General features: G+C 63.0%; 15 protein-coding genes. 6 read left to right on the top strand and 9 right to left on the bottom strand.

Annotation, left to right across the window (positions count from 1 at the left end; genetic code table 11):
- Positions 1-4 precede the first annotated feature (4 nt).
- Positions 5-2,596 carry a DUF5916 domain-containing protein gene (locus tag AUC43_RS10015; protein ID WP_082685026.1) on the top strand — a complete coding sequence of 864 codons (2,592 nt, stop codon included), beginning with the start codon at positions 5-7 and terminating at the stop codon, positions 2,594-2,596.
- A gap of 74 nt (positions 2,597-2,670) precedes the next feature.
- Here the strand turns inward: AUC43_RS10015 and AUC43_RS10020 are convergent, their stop codons facing one another.
- The gene (locus AUC43_RS10020) at positions 2,671-4,290 is read right to left on the bottom strand and encodes a S8 family serine peptidase (RefSeq protein WP_082685027.1); all 1,620 of its coding nucleotides are present in this window, start codon (positions 4,288-4,290) and stop codon (positions 2,671-2,673) included.
- A 445-nt stretch (positions 4,291-4,735) separates the two neighbouring features.
- Here AUC43_RS10020 and AUC43_RS10025 point away from each other — a divergent pair, with 445 nt between their 5' ends.
- Positions 4,736-5,221 (top strand): hypothetical protein, encoded by a 486-nt coding sequence (locus AUC43_RS10025; RefSeq protein ID WP_068192596.1) that lies wholly within the window; start codon positions 4,736-4,738, stop codon positions 5,219-5,221.
- Here the strand turns inward: AUC43_RS10025 and meaB are convergent.
- Entirely contained in the window at positions 5,205-6,209 is a 1,005-nt protein-coding gene (gene meaB, locus AUC43_RS10030) for a methylmalonyl Co-A mutase-associated GTPase MeaB (protein ID WP_068192599.1), read from the bottom strand. The genes AUC43_RS10025 and meaB overlap by 17 nt on opposite strands.
- 99 nt (positions 6,210-6,308) lie before the next feature.
- Between meaB and AUC43_RS10035 the strand changes: the two genes are divergently transcribed.
- On the top strand, positions 6,309-7,730 hold the full coding sequence (locus tag AUC43_RS10035) for a DUF5723 family protein (RefSeq protein ID WP_068192603.1): 1,422 nt from the start codon (positions 6,309-6,311) through the stop codon (positions 7,728-7,730).
- Positions 7,731-7,803: 73 nt separating this feature from the next.
- On the opposite strand, the gene AUC43_RS10040 is transcribed toward AUC43_RS10035, so the two are convergent.
- The 3 genes from AUC43_RS10040 to AUC43_RS10050 form a co-directional block, all read right to left on the bottom strand.
- Entirely contained in the window at positions 7,804-8,892 is a 1,089-nt protein-coding gene (locus tag AUC43_RS10040) for a WD40 repeat domain-containing protein (RefSeq protein ID WP_068192606.1), read from the bottom strand.
- Between the two features lie 148 nt (positions 8,893-9,040).
- The gene (locus AUC43_RS10045) at positions 9,041-10,279 is read right to left on the bottom strand and encodes a glycosyltransferase 87 family protein (RefSeq protein WP_068192609.1); all 1,239 of its coding nucleotides are present in this window, start codon (positions 10,277-10,279) and stop codon (positions 9,041-9,043) included.
- A gap of 64 nt (positions 10,280-10,343) precedes the next feature.
- Positions 10,344-11,111: a L,D-transpeptidase family protein gene (locus AUC43_RS10050; RefSeq protein ID WP_199243531.1), complete on the bottom strand. Its 768-nt coding sequence runs from the start codon at positions 11,109-11,111 to the stop codon at positions 10,344-10,346.
- A gap of 174 nt (positions 11,112-11,285) precedes the next feature.
- On the opposite strand from AUC43_RS10050, the gene AUC43_RS10055 reads away from it, so the two are divergent.
- Both AUC43_RS10055 and AUC43_RS10060 read left to right on the top strand, forming a co-directional pair.
- Entirely contained in the window at positions 11,286-13,757 is a 2,472-nt protein-coding gene (locus tag AUC43_RS10055; protein WP_071885865.1) for a bifunctional YncE family protein/alkaline phosphatase family protein, read from the top strand.
- A 199-nt stretch (positions 13,758-13,956) separates the two neighbouring features.
- Positions 13,957-14,625, top strand: a complete 669-nt coding sequence (locus tag AUC43_RS10060) for a DUF2461 domain-containing protein (RefSeq protein ID WP_068192613.1) — start codon at positions 13,957-13,959, stop codon at positions 14,623-14,625.
- Positions 14,626-14,799: 174 nt separating this feature from the next.
- Here AUC43_RS10060 and AUC43_RS10065 read toward each other — a convergent pair whose 3' ends face one another.
- The 4 genes from AUC43_RS10065 to AUC43_RS10080 form a co-directional block, all read right to left on the bottom strand.
- The gene (locus tag AUC43_RS10065; protein ID WP_068192616.1) at positions 14,800-15,303 is read right to left on the bottom strand and encodes a DUF6702 family protein; all 504 of its coding nucleotides are present in this window, start codon (positions 15,301-15,303) and stop codon (positions 14,800-14,802) included.
- Positions 15,304-15,394: 91 nt separating this feature from the next.
- A complete protein-coding gene (rseP, locus tag AUC43_RS10070; protein WP_068192620.1) occupies positions 15,395-16,741 on the bottom strand; it encodes an RIP metalloprotease RseP in 1,347 nt (448 codons plus the stop codon).
- Between the two features lie 122 nt (positions 16,742-16,863).
- Entirely contained in the window at positions 16,864-18,030 is a 1,167-nt protein-coding gene (locus AUC43_RS10075; protein WP_068192623.1) for a 1-deoxy-D-xylulose-5-phosphate reductoisomerase, read from the bottom strand.
- Between the two features lie 56 nt (positions 18,031-18,086).
- The gene (locus AUC43_RS10080; RefSeq protein WP_157781025.1) at positions 18,087-18,797 is read right to left on the bottom strand and encodes a GAF domain-containing protein; all 711 of its coding nucleotides are present in this window, start codon (positions 18,795-18,797) and stop codon (positions 18,087-18,089) included.
- 416 nt (positions 18,798-19,213) lie between these two features.
- On the opposite strand from AUC43_RS10080, the gene AUC43_RS10085 reads away from it, so the two are divergent.
- Positions 19,214-20,380, top strand: a complete 1,167-nt coding sequence (locus tag AUC43_RS10085; RefSeq protein ID WP_068192628.1) for an NAD(P)/FAD-dependent oxidoreductase — start codon at positions 19,214-19,216, stop codon at positions 20,378-20,380.
- Positions 20,381-20,517: the final 137 nt, after the last annotated feature.

Genomic DNA, 20,517 nt, shown 5'->3' on the forward strand with positions numbered 1-20,517 from the left:
TTTTATGGTTCGTTTTTTACTGGGTTGTTGGTTCGGGATTTTTGTGAGCGTGGCCCAAGGGCAACAAGCCCCGGCCGTGCCGTCGGCGGCGGCCGATGCGGCCAAGCCCGCCCCTAAGCGCCAGCTGCAGGCCGTCCGCATCACGACGCCGCCCAGGCTCGACGGCGTGCTCGACGACGCCGTGTGGCAGTCGGCCCCCGTGGCCACACAGTTTTATGAGCTGGAGCCCAAGCCCGGCGCCCTCGAAACGCACCCGACCGAAGTGCGTGTGCTCTACGACGATGCCGCCATTTACGTGGGCACCATCATGCACGACATCTCGCAGGACTCCATCCTGCGGGAGCTCAGCGCCCGCGACAACATCGGCAATTCCGACTGGTTTGGCGTGCTCATCGATACTTATAACGACCACCTCAACGGGTACCAGTTCATTCTTACTTCGGGCGGGGTGCAAGTGGATGCGCGGTATTCACCGGCCAACGGCGAAGACGGCAACTGGAACGCCGTGTGGGACTCGCGCACCTCCCTGCAGGGCACCGACTGGGTGGCCGAAATACGCATCCCGTACTCGGCCATTCGCTTCAGCAAGGCCAAAGATCAGGTGTGGGGCATCAATTTTGCGCGGCAGCGGCGTAGCACCCGGCAGAAGTTTTTCTGGAACGAGGTGAAGCCCCAGGTGTCGGGCTTCGTGAACCAGTGGGGCGAGCTCACGGGCCTGCGCGACCTCAAGCCGCCGCTGCGCCTCTCGCTCACGCCCTACGTGTCGGCCTACGTCAACCACTACCCCTTCAACGAGCAGGGCAAGAAAAACGCCACCACCAGCTTCAACGGCGGGGCCGACATCAAGTGGGGCATCAACGAAAGCTTCACGCTCGACGCCACGCTGGTGCCCGACTTTGGGCAGGTGCAGAGCGACAACCAGGTGCTCAACCTCTCGCCCTTTGAAGTGCAATACAACGAGAACCGGGGCTTTTTCACCGAAGGCACCGAGCTGTTCAACAAAGGCGGCTTGTTCTACTCGCGGCGGGTGGGGGCCACGCCCATCGGCTTTGGGCAGGTAGAAAGCCAGCTGCACACCGGCGCGCGCCAGGCCGATGGCAGCCGGAGCAAGGGCGAGTTTGTGGTGCAAAACCCCGGCATCACGCGCCTGCTGAACGCCACCAAAGTGTCGGGCCGCACCAGCAAGGGGCTGGGCATCGGGGTGTTCAATGCCCTGAGCAACGATGTGTACGCCACCGTGCAGGACAGCACCACCGGCGCCCGGCGCGACGTGCTGACCCAGCCGTTCACCAACTACAACATCGTGGTGCTCGACCAGAGCCTGAAGAACAATTCCTACGTTTCGCTCATCAACACCAACGTGACGCGCGCCGGCCAGACCTACGACGCCAACGTGACCGGCGGCCTGTTTCGCTTCGCCAACAAGGCCAACCGCTACGCCCTGAACGGGCGAGTGGTGTACTCCCACCGCCGCGGCAAGGCCTTTCTCTCCGACCGGAACATCTCGGACCAGGATGGCTACAAGTACTACCTGAACTTCGGCAAAATCAGCGGCAACTTCACGTGGAGCGTCGACCAGGGCATCGAGTCGAGCACCTACAATCCCAACGACCTGGGCTTGCTGTTCAGCAACAACAGCATCGAGCAATCCATCAACGCCAACTATAACATCTACAAGCCTTTCTGGAAGGTAAACAACTTGCGCACCTTTGGCAGCATCAGCTACTCGCTGCTGCAAACGCCCACCCGCTACCAGAACGTGGGCCTGTACCTGGGGGGCAACACCACCTTCACTAAAAGCTTCTTGACCACCGGCATCAACCTGGATGCCCAGCCGCAAACGCGCGACTACTTCGACCCGCGTACTTATCCCCTGGGCCGGTACTACCTGAGCAAGCCGGGTAATTTTGGCCTCAACGGCTTTTTGTCGTCGGACTATCGCAAGAAATTTGCCTATGATATCAGCTACGGCGCCCGCTTGTTTGTGGTCGACGGCGACCGCACCGGCCGCAACACCGTGGCCCTGAGCCTGAGCCCCCGCTTCCGAGTGAGCAACCAGCTCAGCTTCGTGTATAGTGTAGGATACGAACTGCGCCGCAACCAGATGGGGTACGCCGGCGGCCTCGACGGCCGCCAGCCCCTGGATGTACCGCTGCAGAGAGCCTTTGGCCAAGACGTGCTCATGGGGCGCCGCAACGTGAGAACCGTGACCAACACCGGCACGGCCACCTTCACGTTTACCAACCGCATGTCGTTCAACGTGCGGGCGCGGCACTACGTGAGCAACGTGCACTACCGCGCCTTCTCGCGCCTGCACCCCGACGGCCTGGAAACCCCAGTGGACTACCAGCGCAACCGCGACAACACCTTCAACGCCTTCAACATCGACGCGGTGTACTCCTGGTGGTTTGCGCCCGGCTCGCAGGTGAGCGTGGTGTGGAAAAACGCCAGCGCCGCTTTCCTGGAAGCCAACGAGGCCACGGCCTTGTACTTCGATAACCTGAGCAATACCCTCAACACGCCGCACAACAACAACGTGTCGGTGAAGGTGCTGTACTACCTCGACTACCTGGCCCTGCGGCCCCGGCGCAGCTAGCCCAGTTGGGCCGGTGGGCCTTGGCGCGAAGGAACGGCAAAGCCCTTCGCCCCGGCGCCCACCGGCCCGGTTGCTTACTTCACCGCCAGTTGCTGGTCGGCCAGCTTCACGGCCTCGTAGAGGTTCACGATGCCGCCGGTTTTCGACAGCGACGCGAAATCCACCAGCTTCTTGGTGCCTGGTTTGTTCACCTTTGTGTGGTAGGGCACCGCCGATTGCAGGATAATCTGCTTGAGCTGCTGCGGCGTGAGCTGCGGGTAGAGCGACTTGAGCACCGCCGCCACGCCCGCCACCACCGGGGCCGCCATGCTCGTGCCGCTGAACGTGGAGTAGGTATTGCCCGGCGTAGAGGAATAAATGTCGACCCCGGGCGCAAACACGTCCACCGTTTGCTTGCCGTAGTTGGAAAACTCGGCGGCCAGCGCCGGCGTGTTGAGCCGGCTGCTGGCGCCCACCGAAATCTGGTTCGGGATGTCCTGTCCGCTGAGGTAGCGCGCCGAGGGGAAGTTCCGCCCCGTGTCGGTATCGCGGCTGCTGTTGCCAGCGGCGTGCACCAGCAGCACGCCTTTCTGGTCGGCGTACTGCATGGCCGCGTCCACGGCTGCCTTGTCGGGCGAGAAGTCCTTGCCAAAGCTCATGCTGATGATTTGGGCGCCGTTGTCCACGGCGTAGCGAATGGCGTTGGCCACGTCCTTGTCGCGCTCGTCGCCGCTAGGAGTCGAACGCACGCTCATGATGCGCACCGCTTCGGCCACGCCGTCGGCGCCGAGCTGGTTGCCGCGCACCCCGGCAATGATGCCCGCGCAGTGCGTGCCGTGCGTGGCATCCGGCCCCTGCGAATCCGGATTGCCGTAGCCGGTTTCGCTTAGGTTGGCCACATCGTCGCCCACCAGGGGGCGCGGGTTGTACTCCGCATTGAGGCTTTTCTCTACCCGGTCGCGCGAGTGGGTCACGGCCTCGTTCAGGCTCTTGAGTGCCTCGTCGGTGCTGCCGTAGCCATTGCGCCGCAGAAACGCCAGCAGCGAACCCGCACTCGGCACATCGGGCCGGGACTGCGCCGCCTGCCGCAGCAGGGCCGTATCGAGCACGGCCGCGTTCAGCGCCTGCTTCATGCGCCCAAACGAAGCCGTGTTGCTGGCAAAAGCTTCCGTTAGCTTCGTCAGCTGCTCTTTTTCATGAGCCAGGTCCTTCTGGTAAGCAGCCTTGGCCAACTCGTACACATCAAACAGCGCCTGGTCGGCGGGCGCCAGCGCCTTGCGCTTCTTGCCCTCAAACTGCGCCCGGTACTGGGCATAAATCCGGGTTTGCTCCAGGGTCTCCACCGCGATGTTCTGCCCGTCTTTGCCGCCCAGGAAGTTCCAGCCGCGCACGTCGTCCACGTACCCGTTCTTGTCCTCGTCCACGCCGTTGCCGGGTACTTCGGTGGGCTTGCGCCACAGAATGGGCTTCAGGTCCTGGTGAGTGGAGTCGATGCCCGAGTCCAGGACCGCCACCAGCACCGGCGTGCGCTTGCGGCCGGCGAGCAGCTCCCGGTACGCCCGGTCGGCGCTGATGCCGGGTACCCCATCGGCCTTTAAGTCCAGGTGCTGCCAGCGCCGCACCGCGTCGGTTTGGGCCCGGGCTGTAAAGGAAGCAAAAGTGAGCAGGCCAAGCAGGGCCAAGCGGGAGTAGCGCGGCGAAGTAGAAAGGAACATTCAGAAAAATTAAAATATTTCGAAATATGCCGATAAAGGTAGCCCCGGCGGGTAAAGTCTCCACCCCGACGGCGTCACAGCCGGCCACGAAACCGCCGGCGCTGCCGAAGCTCCGGAATCAGGGCGGCCTCTAGATAGTAATTATATTGGGAAGCTGGCATCATTCCATGTTTTACTGTAGTTCTCTCGCGGGGCATGTTCGCAACCGGACACTTGCCCGTTATCGAACGGATTTTTCAGAATGGGACAAGCTATTTATGGCTGTAATGTTAAGATTAATAGACTGTTATAAAATTGGCACGCGGTTGGAATTTACCCTAATGCCCTTGGGCGGCAGATGCTCAAAACCGGACATGAGCATTTGTCTTGCGCCGGCCTCGCCAGGGGAAGTACAGTCAGTCATTCAGCTCAACTCATCCATCACCCACCTTTTTTTCTGCAAATCATGAAAACCTCGTTCAACACTCCCGCTGCTCAGTTCTTCGCCCCCGCAACGGCTACCTCTCGTTCATTCGCCCTGGCTAAGGGCATTCGCCCGGCGCTGCTGGGCCTGCTGGCCCTGGCTGGCACTGGCATGGCTAGCCCCGCACTGGCCCAGGGCAGCCAGCCGGTAACCGTGACCCAGCCCGATGGCGAGAGCCTGCGGGTGCGCATCTACAACTCGACCAAAAAGCCGGCCGTGTTGGGGGTGGTGCAACTCGAAAACAGTCGCTGGATACTGCGCGAAACCCACAAGGAGCCCGCTTACGGCACGCTTCTGAAGTTCAACAACCTGCCCAGCGGGAAGTATGCCGTGCTGCTGCGCGTGGACCGCGACCGCTACCGCTACAACGTGCAGGTAGACACCAAAGCGCCGGGCGCCACCACCATTGCCGTGCGCGAATCGACCTCGCACCGCGTAGAGAACGGGCTGGCTACGGCGTCTTTGTAACGCTCCCGGCTAGCCCCAGCAGTTCCGTGGCCGCTGCGAACGGTGTCAACCGTCCGGCGGCCACGGCTTGTTTTATGGCCGGCAGGCGGGCGCGCACGGCGCCATCGGCATAAAACCGCATTTCCAGCTCCTGCACAATGCTTTGGTGCAGCCATTGGAGCTGCTGCTGCTGCCGCCGCTGCTGGAAGTACCCGCTTAGCCGGGTGGCGGCTGCGTAGTGCTCGATGGCTTCCCACACCTCGGCCAGCCCAGTGCCACTCACGGCCGAGGTGAGCAGCACCGGCTGGGGCTGGCCCGAGGGCGCAGGCGGAAACAGGTGTAACGCGTTCTGGTAGTCGACGCGGGCGCGGCGGGCGGCTTGCTCGTTGCCGTGGTCGGCCTTGGTGATGCACACGGCGTCGGCCATTTCCATGATGCCGCGCTTGAGGCCCTGAAGCTCGTCGCCGGCGCCGGCCAGCAGCAGCAGCAGAAAGAAATCGACCATGCCGTGCACAGTGGTTTCGGACTGGCCCACGCCTACGGTTTCCACAAAAATGACGTCGTGCCCCGCCGCTTCGCAGAGCAGCAGCGCCTCGCGGGTGGCGCGGGCCACGCCGCCCAGGCTGCCGCTGGCAGGGGAGGGGCGAATGAACGCCGCCGGGTGCGCCGCCAGCCACGGCATGCGGGTTTTATCGCCCAGAATGCTGCCGCCGCCGCGCTGGCTGCTGGGGTCTACGGCCAGCACCGCCAGCTTTTTGCCCAATGTCTCGACCAAATACCGGCCCAACGCCTCAATAAAGGTGCTTTTGCCTACACCCGGCACCCCCGTGATGCCCACCCGCAGGCTGCGCCCGGAGTGGGGCAGCACGGCTTGCAGCACGTCCTGGGTCAGAGCCTGGTCGGTGGGCAAGGTGCTCTCGGCCAGCGTGATGGCGCGGCCCAGCACCGTGCGGTTGCCGGCCAGGATGCCCTCGGCGTACTCGGTGGCGGAAAGGCGTTTTGGGGGCAAAATATTGAGGTGGGGCGTTAGCTTGCGGCCGGATAAACGCTTGCCGTCTTAAAAAGGCGTTTATCCGGCCGCAAGCTAAACCCGACACTCCTTTTCTGTATGCGCCTTTCCTTACGTTTCCTGCCGCTGGCTGCCTTGCTGGCCCTGCCCGCGGCCGTGCAGGCCCAAAATGAGCTCAGCAATTTCACGGCCACCGGCCGCGGGGGCGTCATCAACACCTTTGCGCAGGACTACCAGGCCATCGGCATCAACCCCGCCAACCTGGGCCGCAACAGCGAATCGACGGTGGCCTTCACCATCGGGGAAGTAGGGGCGGGGCTGGCGTCCCGCTCGCTCAGCAAAACGCTGTTCAAGCACATTCTCTTCGACAGCAACCAGGCCATCGGCCCCGCCGAACGGGCCGAGCTCGTGAAGGGCTTTGAGGGTGCCAACGCCCTTAATTTTAACGTCGACGCTACCACGCTAGGCTTCGCCATCAGCCTGCCCAACGGCTTGGGTGGCCTGGCCGTCAGCAACCGCCAGCGGGTGAGCTCCCACCTGGCCCTCAACCACAATGCCGCCGACGTCATCATCAACGGCAAGGACGCGGCCAGCGTGCAGCCGTACTACCCCACCACCCCAACGGGCACCCCCACGCTGCCGCCCCCGCCGCTGTCGACCTTTCTGGACGGCACGGCCATTCAGCTGGCCTGGACCAGCGAATACAACATTTCCTACGGCATGCTGGTGCTCGACCAGCCCGGCCTGAAGCTGTCGGCCGGGGCGGGCTACCGTTACATCCAGGGCATTGGCATTGCCGATATTCAGGTGGAGGGCGGCAACTTATCGGCCTACTCAGCGCTGTCGCCCATTTTCAACGTCGACTACGGCACCCTGGCCAGCAGCCCCCAGTTCAACGCCGAAACCGGCTCGGGGCTGCACCCCGTGGGCCACGGCCACGGCTACGACCTGGGCCTGGCCGCCGAAGTAGGCAAAATCATCCGCCTGGGCGCCTCGGTTACCGACCTGGGCACGATGACCTGGACCGGCAACGTGGTCACGGCCACCGACCAGAAGTTGCAGCGCCCCACCTCCACCAGCCTGCAGACCTACGACGTGCTGTCCGAAATTGTCAACCAGTTCGATACCAATCAAAGCAACTTCTTCACTTACCAGGCCGAACAAAAGCGCACCGCCTCGCTACCCGCCAAGGTGCGCCTGGGCGCCGGCATCCGCATCAGCAGCTTGTTCGAAGCGGGTGTGGATTTCACTGCGCCGCTGAAAAAGGTGGCCGGCAACCTCACCTCGCCCTTCCTGGGCCTGGGCCTCGACTACAAGCCCACCCACTGGCTGCGCCTGAGCAGCGGCGTGAGCGGCGGCGCGGGCTACGGTACCAGCCTGCCGTTGGGCCTCACCCTGGTAACGCCTTCGTGGGAAGCCGGCATCAGCTCGCGCGACGTGCTGGGCTACACCAACGAAAAGTCGCCTTACTACTCCGTGGCGCTGGGTTTCCTGCGGTTTAAGATTGGGAATAAGGAGTAAGAAGGCGGCAATAGAACAGAAAAGGCCCTTGCTTAGTAAGCAGGGGCCTTTTCTGTTGTTACTCACTGCCTAATTACGGCACCACTACAAAGCCGGGCAGCCCAAGCTTGCTGCGGCGGCCGCCCAGTTTCACGCCCTCGTCCACGTATTGGCAGTCCTTGCCCAGGGCGTTGGGCTGCTGAATAACGCCGAGGTTGGGGTTGTCTTCGCGGGCCACGTAGATGCGGCCGTCGGGGCCGCGCTGCAGGGCGCCGATTTTACGGTTGGCCGACTTGCCGACCAGGGTTTTGGCTTTGGTCTTGAGGTCGAACTGCCAGATTTCGGTTTGGCCGCCGCCCACGCCGTTGCAGGTGCCGTAGAGCTTGGTGCCATCGGGCGAAAACTCCACGCCGTAGGCCTCGGCAAAGGGGCCGAAGCTGGTGGGGTTACTCACCTTGCCGGTGCTGCGGTCAAAGTCGTAGACCTCAAATTTGTTGGTTTCGCGCCACAGGGCGGCGGCCAGGTGCCGGCCATCGGGCGAGAACTTGAGGGCGCCGATGGCGTTGCGGCCGGGGCCGGCGTTCATGCTGCCCACGTTGCTCATAATGGGCTTGGCAGCCACGCCATCGGCCGTGACGAGGTACGACACGAAGGCGTTGGAGTTCCAGCGGTGGGCCACTACCCAGGTGTCGCGGCCGTTGGCGTGGCGCACGGCGGCCAGCTTTTCGGCCACGGGCTGAATGAGGAGCAGGTTCAGGCGCGGCAGGTCGCCGTAGCCGTTGTCGCGAGTCATGTCCACGATGGAATACCGCAGGCCGTTGGGCGTGCCCTGCGGCGCCACCGTGAAAATGTAGAACACGTTGCCCGAGCCCGGGTCCGGCACGATGAGGGCCGATTGGGTGCTGCTGCCGCTACCCATCAGCTTGTGGCCGTTGGGCATGGGCTGGTGCTTGCGGTTCCACACGGTTTCGCCGTTGGTGTAGAACAGCAGCTCGCCGCGGGCGCTGGTGGCCACGGCGCAGCCTTCGTAGGTGCTCATCTTGCCATCGCCGAGGGGCTTGGGCGTGCCATCGGCGAAGGTGAGGCCGGCCTGCTGGCCGAAGTACCAGATATCGGTGGGCCGCTGGGCGCGGGCCGCCACCGAAACCAGCAACGGCAAGAAGACGAGAAAAAGACGTTTCATAAAGTGAAGAATCGGGTTGTGGTGGAGCTAAACGAAAAAATCGTGCCGACTGGTGTATGCCTTAAAAGTGGTAGCTCAACTGCCTACTGCCGGCGCCATTCCGGCCGGGCCAGCAGTAAGACCACCACCCCCAGCAGCGCCAGCGGCATCAGAAAATACACCACGTGCAGCCCCACGGGTTACCCAGCGCCAGGGCCAATCCGTTGAGCGGCAGCAGCAGCGGGAGCAGCAGTATCAACAACAGCCACTGCCACCGCTTCGGGAGCCGGAGCCCAAACGCCAGCAGCGGCAACAGCAGCACCGCATCGTAGTACAAATGGTAGGTGGTCAGGAGCGTAAGGGTGCTCAGTACCAGAAAAACGTGCCAGTCGGCCAGCGGCCGGCCCTGCTGCCGGAGCCACACCAGCCGCAGCCCCGTCGCTACCCACAGCGCCCCGTGGAGCAAGGGGTGCCAGGCGCTGCTGCCCGGCCGCAGCCACTCCAGCACGTTGCCCAGCTCCAGGCGCAAGGTCATGCCCTGGGTGAGGGGATAGTCCGGGTCGGAGGGGTCGAAAGATTGGGCCCGCACCTGGGCCAGCAGGTGCTCGTAGGCGAGCAATAAGTCGGCCGGAAAGGCCGTCCAATGCCAGGCCACGGCGCTAAGCAGCGCCACTACGGCTGCCGCCACGGCCAAGGGCAGCCATTGCTTCTTCCATAAAAACCAGGCGGCAAAAGGCAGGAGCAGCGTCACCTTAAAAGCGGCCAGGCCCAGCAGCACGCCCGCCACCGCAGGGGCCCAGACAGGGGCGACAGAAGATTCGATTCCAGTTGTGCTTGAACTAGCTGAATGCGAAAGTTGAGCTGAAAAGCCTGGGCTCGACAAGCGCCCCACAGCCAAGGCACCCACGCCCAGTGCCAGCGCTACAAAAGTGGGCTGGCCTGTGAGCAGGGCGGGTATGGTGCCCTTCAGAGCCAGCGCCGCTAGTAGAAACTGCCACCACGGCACCGTTAGCCCAATTTCGGCTTGCAGCAGGGCCGGCCACAGGCGCGACACCAGCACTAGGCTCAGGAGCGCCAAGGCACCCCACAGCGGCCACGCCAGCGCATACGGCAGCCGGCCCACCGTGAGGCCAAAGAGCGCGGCAGCCCACGGCGGATACAGAAAAGGCAGGTTGGGCAGGCCGGGCTGGGTGCGGCTCTGCAGGTTTTCTTCCCTGATGATGCGCTGCCAACCCTGCTTGAGGGTGGCATCGTGGTAGGGATTGGCGCCGGCGCGCAGCACAGCCTGGCCCACGTAGCAGGTGCGAAAATCCATGGGCCGGTCGGCGTCGGGGCGGGGCTCGCGGAGCACGCGGCTGAGGTTGAACAAGGCCACCAGAGCCAGAAAAAGCAGGAGAGGGCGCGGCACCGCGGCAAGTTAGCGCTTAGCTCAACTTGGGCGGGGCTGGTACCGGGCATCGGTTCGGGCTGGGTTAGTGCCCAGCTGCGGCGAGTTGGGCTGGAGGGGCCGGCTCGTGGTGCTTTTCAAAATAGGCGTAGCCCGGCATCAGCCCCCGCCAAAATGCCTGGTGTGGGCTGGCTGGGTGCTTGGCTAATTCACTTTCGGTAATGGCAAACGGAAAAATGTGCACCGGAATAACCGCCTGGCCGGCCGCCCGCGCCGTGATGGCCAGTAGGTACACTTCCTCAATGCCGGCGTCGGTGATGGGCAGGCAGCCCACCGTGACTTCGCCGCCGTGGATGAAAATATCGCCGCCGGGCTCGGGCTCGCCCAGGGCGCGGTCGGCGGCGTTGGGATAGTTCAGGCCAAGCGAGAGGTGGTAGTTGCTCTTGGGGTTGAAGCGGTCGATTTCGTAGAAGCCCTCGGGCACCTGGTAGTCGCCGGCCCGGCGCTTGGGGCCAAGGCTGCCCGAGGTGGCCGCCAGCGGGTAGCAGTGCAGCAACTCAAACGGGCCGGCGCCCTGGTTGCGGGCCCATACCTCCAGTTCGCGGCGCGTTTTGATGAGACGGAAGAAGATTTCCAGCCGCCGGGCGTCGAGGGAGTGGGCGCGCAGGCGATTAGCAACTGTGGGCCCGGCCGTGGCCTGCGCCGCCCGCACCCGCGGAAACTGCAGTTGCTGCTGCCAGAAGGCGAGTGAATGAGCGCGGGTCAAGCTGTCGGTGGACGTGGTGCAGGATTGAGCGGACAGCTTGTATATGGGCAACGCCACGAACACGCAGCACGACAAACGACGCAACATAAAACCAGCCGGAATGAAGGGAGTTGCGCCTACAACGACATTCACTTGTTTCTATTTCGTTATTCTCATAAATGGTTGGAGCTGCCGGATAAGCTCCTCAATTGAGCTACTGCCCGGCTTGCTGGCTACCTTCGTGCTGTGCAGCGGGGCTTGTGTTCCCGCCGGCGCCTGCCTATGATTTCCTGCTTCCGATTCCGGCTATTTATCCCGCTCCTGCCGCTGCTGGCGTTATGGAGTTGCACGGGGAGTCCCAGCACCAAGCCCGCGCCCGAGGCGCCCGGCGTGCTGCCCGGTCCCATTGCCGGCACCAGCCAAACCCAACTGCCCAACGGCTGGAAACTGAGCCCCGTGGGCACGGCCACGGCCCTCGGCGACTTGCCCCTGAACGTGCAGCTCAGCCCCGACGGCCGCCTGGCCGCCGTAGTGAACGCCGGCTGGGGCCAGAACTCGGTGCAATTGCTCGACGCGGCCACCGGCCAGCTGCTGGATACCCAAGTAGTGCCCGCCGCCTGGGCCGGCCTGGCCTTCGCCCCCGATGGCCGCACGGTGTATGCCTCCGGTGGGCAGCACAACCGCGTGCACTGCTTCCGGGTAGAGGGCCAGAAGCTGCGCCCCGACAGCGCCCTGGTGCTGGGTACCAAGTGGCCCAAGCAGAAAATCGGCGTGGCCGGGCTGGCCGTGGACGGCCCCCGTAACGTACTCTACGCCGTGACGCGCGAAGACAACTCGCTCTACACCTTCGACCTGAAAACGCGCCGGATTCTGCGCACCATCAAGCTGCCCGCCGAAGCCTACGGCGCCCTGCTCAGCCCCGATGGCGCGCGGCTCTACATCAGCCTGTGGGGCGGCCACGCGGTGGCGGTGTACGACATTGCCCGGCAGCAATTGCTGCCCACCATTCCGGTCGAAAGCCACCCCAACGACATGGCCCTGACTCGCGACGGCCGCCGCCTGTTTGTGGCCAATGCCAACAGCAACTCGGTGTCCGTCATCGACACCCGCCTGGGTCGCGTGACCGAAACCCTGAACACGGCCCTGTTTCCGGCCTCGCCCGCCGGCAGCACGCCCGATGGCGTGGCCCTGAACGGCGACGACACCCAGCTCTACATCGCCAACGCCGACAACAACTGCCTGGCGGTGTTCGACGTGCGCGACCCAGCCGCCAGCCGGCCCCTGGGCTTTGTGCCCACCGGCTGGTACCCCACGACGGTGCGCGTAGCTGGGGCGCAGCTGCTGGTTGTCAACGGCAAAGGCAGCATATCGAAGGCCAACCCCAACGGGCCCAACCCCGTGCACGACGACGGCGAGAAGGGCGCGGGCTACATCGGGGGGCTCCTGGGTAGCTCGCTGCTGCGCCTGCCGCTGCCCGATGCCGCGGCGCTGGCCACGTTTTCGGCCCAGGTATACGCCAATACGCCCTTTACCAAAGCGCGCGAAGCCTCACCCGAAGTGCCCGCCGGCAGCCCCGTGCCCCAGCGCGTGGGCGAGGCCTCGCCCATGAAGCACGTCTTCTACATCATCAAGGAAAACCGTACCTACGACCAGGTGCTGGGCGATTTGCCGGCCGGCAACGGCGATGCGAGCCTGTGTTTGTTCCCGGAAAAAGTGACGCCCAACCACCATGCCCTCACGCGGGACTTTGTGCTGCTGGATAATTTCTACGTCGATGCCGAAGTGAGTGCCGATGGCCACAACTGGAGCACCGCCGCCTACGCCACCGACTTTGTGGAGAAAACCTGGCCGGGCAACTACAGCGGCCGCGGCGGCAACTACGACTTCGAGGGCAACCGCGGCGAAGTAGCCGAGCCCAAAGACGGCTTCCTGTGGGACTACTGCAAGCGCGCCGGCCGCAGCTACCGCTCCTACGGCGAGTTTGTGTACAAGGGCAAAGCCAGTGTACCGTCGTTAGTGGGCCACTTTTGCGAAGGCTATGCCGGCTTCGACCTGGACGTGAAAGACGTAGACCGCGAGAAGGTATGGGAGCAGGACTTCGACCGGCTGGTGGCCGCCAATGCCCTGCCCGACCTGAGCATCATCCGCCTGCCCAACGACCACACCTACGGCGCCCGCAAGGGCCAGCTCAGCCCCTTGTCCTACGCCGCCGATAACGACCTGGCGCTGGGCCGGCTCATCGAGCATCTCTCCAAGAGCCCGGTCTGGAAAGAATCGGTGGTGATGATAGTGGAGGACGATGCCCAAAACGGTCCCGACCACATCGACGCCCACCGCTCGACGGCTTACCTGGTGGGCCCCTACGTGCGCCGCCACGCCGTGGTGCACACCGCCTACACCACATCTGGCATGCTCCGCACCCTGGAGTTGATTTTGGGGCTGCCGCCGATGAGCCAGTACGATGCCGCGGCCCTGCCGCTCTGGGCCTGCTTCACGAATAAGCCCAACTTTTCCCCCTACAACCTGCGCCCCGCCACCACTCCACAGGACGTGCGCAACACCGCCTTCAACGCCCCCGCCCGCCGCTCCCTCAAGTTCGACCTCAGCCGCGAAGACGCCGCTCCCGACCTGGCTTTCAATGAAAATATCTGGCAGGCTGTGCGGGGCGAGCACAGCCGCATGCCCGCGCCCCGGCGCAGCGCCGCCGTGCGTGAAGCCAAGCAGAATGAGGCGGAGGAGGAAGACGAGGACTAAACAAAAACTCCCCTCCTTAGATAAGGAGGGGACGCTGGCGCGCAGCGCCGGCTGGGGTGGTTGGATTCGTTGAACGATGAGCGAACGATTCTAGCCCAACAGGTTAGCTCAACGCCACAACCACCCCCGTTTCAGCTAGCGCTGAAACATCCCCTCCTTGGTAAGGAGGGGAGTCTTTTCGTTCTGCATTCCCTTTTCTATGCAACTCAAACCCCTCTTTACCTTTCTCAGCGGCTTGGCCAAGCACAACGACCGGGCCTGGTTTCAGGAGCGCAAAGCCACGTACGACCAGCTACGCGAGCAGTTTGTAGAAGACGCCGAATTCTGGGTTCGAGAGTTAGCTCAACTCGACCCGGCGCTGGCGGGGCCCGAAGGCCGCAAAAGTGTCTTTCGCATCTACCGCGACGTGCGCTTCAGCAAAAACAAGGACCCCTACAAAACGCATTTCTCGGTGTATTTCACCGCCAGCGCGGGCAAGGAAGTGGAGGCGCCCGGCTACTACCTCCAACTCGGCCCCAACGGTAGCACCCTCCTCGGCGGCGGCCTCTACCAGCCCGATAAAACCCAGCTGGCCGCTATCCGCCAGGAGATAGACTACAACGCCGATACGCTGAAAGCCCTGCTCGCCGCGCCCAATTTCCAGCGCTATTTCGGCGGCATGAGCGGCGACAAGCTCAAGAAAGCCCCCGCCGCCTATTCAGTCGACCACCCCGAAATTGAGCTACTTAAGCACAAGAGCTTCACTGCTACTCACCTGATGCCGGATAGCGACGTGCTCAACCACGATGATTTTCGCGCGCACGTGCTGGAGGTGTTTCGGGCCATGGTGCCGTTCTGCCAGTTTTTGCGGGAGGCAATAGCTCAATAAGTCGGCGGCTAACTACAGCACCCAGCTCCAGCGGAGCGGCACGCCGGTAGTAAAGGCAAAATGCAAATAACAAAGCCCCCGCGGGGCCACACTCGCCAGACGAGTGTCGCCCCGCGGGGGCTTTTAAAATTATGGTTTAGGTAGATGCTACCGATATGCCGCTCCGCTGGAGCTTTACCAGGTTAGTAATTCCTGCTCGTGGCCGGCGCGGAAGAGGGCGCTTTGCTTTTTGTCGCCGGCTTCGATGTTCACGATGTTCATTTGGTCGCCAAAAACGTCGAGCAGCATGGCCTGGCGCAGCTGCACGCTGGGCACGGGCCCCGGCAGCGGCACTTTGCAATACAGCCAATACCCATCTTTTTCGGCCTGCATGCCCAGTACTTGCAGCGGGAGCGGGGCCCCAGCCGCGGTGCTGAATTTCAGGGTGCGCTGCACGTAGGCCGAGGCCAGCGCAAGGGGGCGCGGGCCCGGGTCGCTCAGGTTCACGTGGACGGGCTGTCCTTCGGAAAGGGCCTTTTCAAAGTCGTCGGTAAACACCTTTACCGACAGCTCCAGCTGCTTTTTAGCGGCGTTGTACCGCAGCTCGGTGAGGGTGGTGTGGTAGGCGTGCAAGGCCCAGCCGGCTCCCATGAGGGGGAGCAGCACGAGCAGCAGTGCAAAAGGGGAAAGCAGGCGCATAGCAGATGGTTGTAGTCGTAAGCAGGTGGTCAGGTTGAGCTAAAGCTGGCCTTTGCCAAGCCACCCGCTGCCGCTGCTGACCACCCGTAAACTACGAAATGGCCTTCAGCAGGGGCTTGAGGATGATGACGTAAGCCATCAGCATCAGAATAAGAACCGTGCCGACCCGCTGGGCGCCCTCCAAAAACTTATCGGACGGCTTGCGGCGCAGAATCATTTCGTAGAGCAGGAACACCACGTGGCCCCCGTCCAGTGCCGGAATGGGCAGCAGGTTCATAAAGGCCAGCACCATGCTCAGGCCCGCGGCCAGGCCCCAGAAGTGCTGCCACTCCCAAATGCCGCCAAACTGCTGGGCAATTTCCACCGGGCCGCCCAGGCTCTCCGATGCGGAGGCTTCGCGGCGCAGGATTTTGCCGAATGCCCGGGCCTGCAAGCCAATCACGCCAAACGCCTTATTCACGCCCTGCGGAATGGATTCGGCCAGCGTGTAGTGGCGGGTGCCCAGGTGCAGCGTCGATTTGCGCTCGAACCCGATGCGGCCCGACTCGCTCACGTCTATGGCCAGGGGGATGGTTTGGCCGTTGCGCTGCACAATTACCTCGGTTTTCTTGCCTTTGTTGGCCAGCAGCGCCGCCTGCAGCTCGTCGAAGAACTGCACAGGGCGGCCGCCCACGGTGGTAATCTGGTCGCCGGCCTTCAGGCCCGCTTTGGCAGCGGCCCCGCCGGGTACCACGCGCTCCACGGCGAAGGTTTCGCGGGGGCGCACCAGCAGGCTATCGGCGCTTTGCTTGGCGAACTTGTCGAGGAAGTTGTTGGGGATATTGATGTCCACCAGCTGCCCGCCCCGGTCCACGGTGTAAAAGGAGTTGTTGCCCAAGATGACGTCGGGCTTGTACACGTCGTCGAACTCGGTGAACGGGCGGCCGTTGATTTTGACGATTTTATCGCCGGTACGGAAGCCGATTTCGCGGCCCAGGCCGTTGGGCAGCACGCCGAAGCGGGCCTCCGAGGCGGGCAGAAACACGTCGCCGTAGTGGAAGGTCATGGCCGCGAAAATCACGATGCCGGTGATGACGTTCATGATGATGCCGCCGAGCATCACCAGCAGGCGCTGCCAGGCCGGCTTGCCACGGAACTCATCGGGCTGCGGGGGGCCGGCCAGGGCCGAGGCGTCCTGCGTTTCGTCTATCATGCCGTGAATCTGCACGTAGCCGCCCAGCGGAAACCAGCCAATGCCGTACTCTGTCTCGCCCACTTTCTTTTTCAGCAGGGCGAAATTCATCACCCCGGGCATGGGAAACAGGAAGTCGAAGAAGATGTAGAACTTATCAACCCGAATTTTAAAGAGCTTGGCGAAGGCGAAATGGCCGAATTCGTGCAAGCCAACAAGCAGCGACAGGGCCAGCAGCAGCTGGCCAATCATGGTGAGAATTTCCAAGGGAATGGTTATGTCATTCTGAGCGCAGCGAAGAATCTTATCACGTCTGCGCCGGGGGGTTACTAACTCTGATGCAGGCAGCCGTGATAAGATGCTTCCTGCGTCAGCATGACAATAGTTTTTTACAGTAGTGCTTCCGCTACCCGGCGCGTTTCCGCGTCGGTGGCCACCAGGTCGGCCAGTAGCGGCTCTGCAAGGTACGAAACCCGCGCCAGGCACCCCGCTACCAGGTCCGACATCTGCCGGAAGCCCACCTGCTCGCGCAAAAAAGCCGCCACGGCCACTTCATTGGCCGCGTTGAGCACGCACGGCGCGTTGCCGCCCCGGCGCATGGCCCCAAAAGCCAGTTCTAGGTTGGGGAAGGCCGCGCGGTCGGGCGCCTCAAAGGTGAGGGTGGGATAGTCGAGAAAGGAAAAGCGCGGGAAGGTATTGGCCAGCCGCTGCGGGTAGCCCAACGCGTACTGAATGGGCAGTTTCATGTCGGGCAGGCCCAGCTGGGCCTTCAGCGAGCCGTCCTGGAATTGCACCAGCGAGTGCACGATGCTTTGGGGGTGCACCACCACGTCAATCTGTTCGTTGGTGAGGCCAAACAGCCACTTGGCCTCAATTACCTCGAGGCCCTTGTTCATGAGCGAGGCCGAGTCGATGGTGATTTTGGCACCCATGTCCCAGTTAGGGTGCTTCAGGGCCTGGGCCTTTGTCACGGCCTCCATCTGCTGGGCCGAACGGCCGCGGAATGGGCCGCCCGAGGCCGTAAGGATGATTTTCTCAATGGGATTCTGCTCCTCGCCCACTAGGCACTGGAAGATGGCCGAATGCTCGGAATCGACGGGCAGCAGGCGCACGTTGTGCTGCTTCACGAGGCCAGTAATCAGCTCACCGGCAACTACCAGGGTTTCCTTGTTGGCCAGCGCAATGTCTTTGCCGGCCCGGATGGCCGCCACCGTGGGCAGCAGCCCGGCGTAGCCCACCAGGGCCGTGAGCACGATGTCGATTTCTGACCGGGTTACTACTTCGGCCAGGGCGGCTGCGCCGGCCAGCACCTGGGTTTCGGGCTGCTGGGCCAGGGCGGCTTTGAGCGGCTGATAGAAGCTGTCGTCGCCAATCACGACCACGGCGGGCCGAAACTCCCGGGCCTGCTGCGCCAGCAGCTCCCACTGCCGCTGGGCGCTGAGCACCGCCACGCGGAACCGGCCCGGCTGCTGCCGTACCACCTCCAGCGCCTGCGTCCCAATCGAGCCCGTAGCGCCGAGCAGGGCCAGCGTTTTCACCTTGTTTTCTTCAACCATAATGCTACAAACACAGAAACCCTGCAAAAGTACAGCGCCTCCGCGCACGGCCTGGCTTAAGTACGCCGCAAGGTAGCGGCCACAAACTGGTCGATGATGCCCACAATGTCGCCGGCTTCCTTGGCCACGGCGGGGGTGAGGTTGGCTGGGCTGCCCGCTGGTGCCACCCGTTCGACCAAAGCCGTGAGTCGGGCCAGCTGCTGGCCCAGGGCCCGGTACACTGCTTCCCAGAGCATGGCCGTGGAGTCGGCGTGGGCGCCCAACTCACGGCGAAGCTCGAGCAGGCGCATTACTAGGCCAGCCAGGCTGCCGAGTAAGGTCCGTTCGACGAGGGTGAATTCCCGAGGCGGGCCGTCGTAAAGGCACAGCGAGCCAATATTGTAGCCGTCCGGGGTGCGCAGGTTGTGGCCGGCGTAGAAATGCAAGCCCAGCTGCTGAACCAGCGAAATGTCGATGCCGGGCGCACTGGCCTGGTCCAGGTCCTCAAATACGGCTGTGTCCTCCTGCAGGATGGTGGCCGAGCACAGGCTTTGCTCCCGGGGAATACGCTCCAGGGGAACGGGTAAATTGTAGGGAGCTTTTATCAGCACCTTATCTTCTTCCACGATGGAAAGCATGGCGTTGGATACCCGAAACAACTTCGCGGCGGCTGCCACCAGTTCATCGAGTACTTTTTCGCTGCGGGCGTCCAGCAGTTGGTAGCGTTCGAGGGCTGCCAAGCGGGATACGTCGTTGGCCGGAATAAGGGAAGTAGGAGTTGTGCTCAATGCGAAGAGAAAAACAGCAGGTCAACAAAAATGCACTACCCCGGCCAGCAGCCTGCGCGGCATACTGCCCAGGATTTGTGTACCCTGATTAGTGCGCAAGGGTTTCGCAATGCCGGGGTTTAATATTAAGCAGGTTTTGAAAGACCGGGCGGGCGGGTGTTTAGTGGGTTGTTGGCAGTTGAGCTGTGCAGGAGTTTGCCAATCGGCTGTCATGCTGAGTAACGTCTGTCATGCAGAGCGCAGCGAAACATCTTATCAGGTCAGAACCAATCGTTCAACTATGAGAAGATGCTTCGCTGCGCTCTGGCATGACAAGAGGCGTGGACAAGGTGCTGCGAGCCAATTACAGTGGAAATCTCATCATCGGCAACAGTTCTTTCAGAAGGTAGCCCGTACTCCCCGCTACCTTTGAAGCCGTGCCCACCCCACCCACTTTCGACTACGACGTTGCCATCATCGGCGCGGGCCCGGCTGGCGCGGCTTGTGCCCTGGGTTTGCGCCACAGCGGCCTGCGCGTGGCCTTGCTCGACAAATCCCAGTTTCCCCGCGACAAGGTGTGCGGCGATGCAATCCCTGGCCACGCCCTCAAAGCCCTGCGGCAGCTCGACCCCACCTTTGCCGACAGCCTGTGGCAACTCCAGCCGCTGGATGCCGTGCGCCAGTCCAAGCTCGTGGCCCCCAACGGCGACAGCCTAGTCTTGCAATGGAAGCTGCCGAGCTTCAACTGCCCCCGCGAAACCTTCGATGATGCCCTGCTGGCTCTGGTGCGCACGCATGCTCCGGCCACCACTATTCTCGAAAACACCAGCCTGAAGGGCCTACAAATTGAGCTGGACCACGTGCGCCTGCAGCCCACGCAAGGTCCCGAAATCACGTGCCAGCTGGTGATAGGCTGCGATGGCGCCAACTCCGTGGTGAGCCGCAAGCTGCTGCCGGAGCCGCGCTTGGCCCGGGCCCACCACTGCGTGGGCGTGCGCGCCTACTTCGAAAACATTGCCGGCGCCGAGAGCGGCACGACCGAGTTTTTTCTCACCCGTGATTACCTGGCGGGCTACTGCTGGCTGTTTCCAGTGGGCCAGGGCCGCTACAACGTGGGCCTGGGCATGCTGGCCGAAGTAGTGGCCGAGCACAAAGTAGACCTGAAAGAAACCCTGCAGCGCCTGCTCACCACGCACCCTGCCCTGGCTGGCCGCTTCGCCGAAGCCCGGCAGCTGGGGCCCACAGTGGGCTTCGGGCTGCCGCTGGGTGGCGGGCGGGTGCGGCCCATCAGCGGCGAGCGGTTTATGCTGTGCGGCGACGCCGCTTCGCTGATTGACCCGCTGCAGGGCCACGGCATCGACACGGCCATTCAGAGTGGCATGCTGGCCGCCGTGCAGGCCACGGCGTGCTTCACCAAGCAGGATTTCAACGCCGGGCACATGGCCAGTTACGATGCCCAGGTAGCCGAAAAAATCGGGAAGAAGCTGGCCAAAAGCTACCGCCTCATGCGCTTCCTAAGCACCAAGCCGTGGCTGGTGAATGCCGCCGTGCGCCTGGCCCGTGTGCCTGGGCTGAAGCCCTGGGTGCAGAAGGCAATAGGGTAGGACTCTTTCCTAAAACTGGCCCTGATGCATCACAAGATGCTAATTCGGCTTCTGCTCCAAGAATTGCTTTCAGCGTAAGAACTCTATCTTTATCGATACGGGCAAATAACAATAGGCACAAAAGCTAGGCGGCTTTT

The sequence above is a fragment of the Hymenobacter sedentarius genome (assembly GCF_001507645.1).
In the GTDB taxonomy this organism is placed as follows: Bacteria; Bacteroidota; Bacteroidia; order Cytophagales; family Hymenobacteraceae; genus Hymenobacter; species Hymenobacter sedentarius.

Bases quoted from the DNA above. Each gene is read 5' to 3' on its own strand.
- AUC43_RS10015 (WP_082685026.1), top strand. From the start codon at position 5: ATGGTTCGTTTTTTACTGGGTTGTTGGTTCGGGATTTTTGTGAGCGTG.
- AUC43_RS10020 (WP_082685027.1), bottom strand. From the start codon at position 4,290: ATGTTCCTTTCTACTTCGCCGCGCTACTCCCGCTTGGCCCTGCTTGGC.
- AUC43_RS10025 (WP_068192596.1), top strand. From the start codon at position 4,736: ATGAAAACCTCGTTCAACACTCCCGCTGCTCAGTTCTTCGCCCCCGCA.
- AUC43_RS10035 (WP_068192603.1), top strand. From the start codon at position 6,309: ATGCGCCTTTCCTTACGTTTCCTGCCGCTGGCTGCCTTGCTGGCCCTG.
- AUC43_RS10040 (WP_068192606.1), bottom strand. From the start codon at position 8,892: ATGAAACGTCTTTTTCTCGTCTTCTTGCCGTTGCTGGTTTCGGTGGCG.
- AUC43_RS10050 (WP_199243531.1), bottom strand. From the start codon at position 11,111: ATGTTGCGTCGTTTGTCGTGCTGCGTGTTCGTGGCGTTGCCCATATAC.
- AUC43_RS10055 (WP_071885865.1), top strand. From the start codon at position 11,286: ATGATTTCCTGCTTCCGATTCCGGCTATTTATCCCGCTCCTGCCGCTG.
- AUC43_RS10060 (WP_068192613.1), top strand. From the start codon at position 13,957: ATGCAACTCAAACCCCTCTTTACCTTTCTCAGCGGCTTGGCCAAGCAC.
- AUC43_RS10065 (WP_068192616.1), bottom strand. From the start codon at position 15,303: ATGCGCCTGCTTTCCCCTTTTGCACTGCTGCTCGTGCTGCTCCCCCTC.
- AUC43_RS10075 (WP_068192623.1), bottom strand. From the start codon at position 18,030: ATGGTTGAAGAAAACAAGGTGAAAACGCTGGCCCTGCTCGGCGCTACG.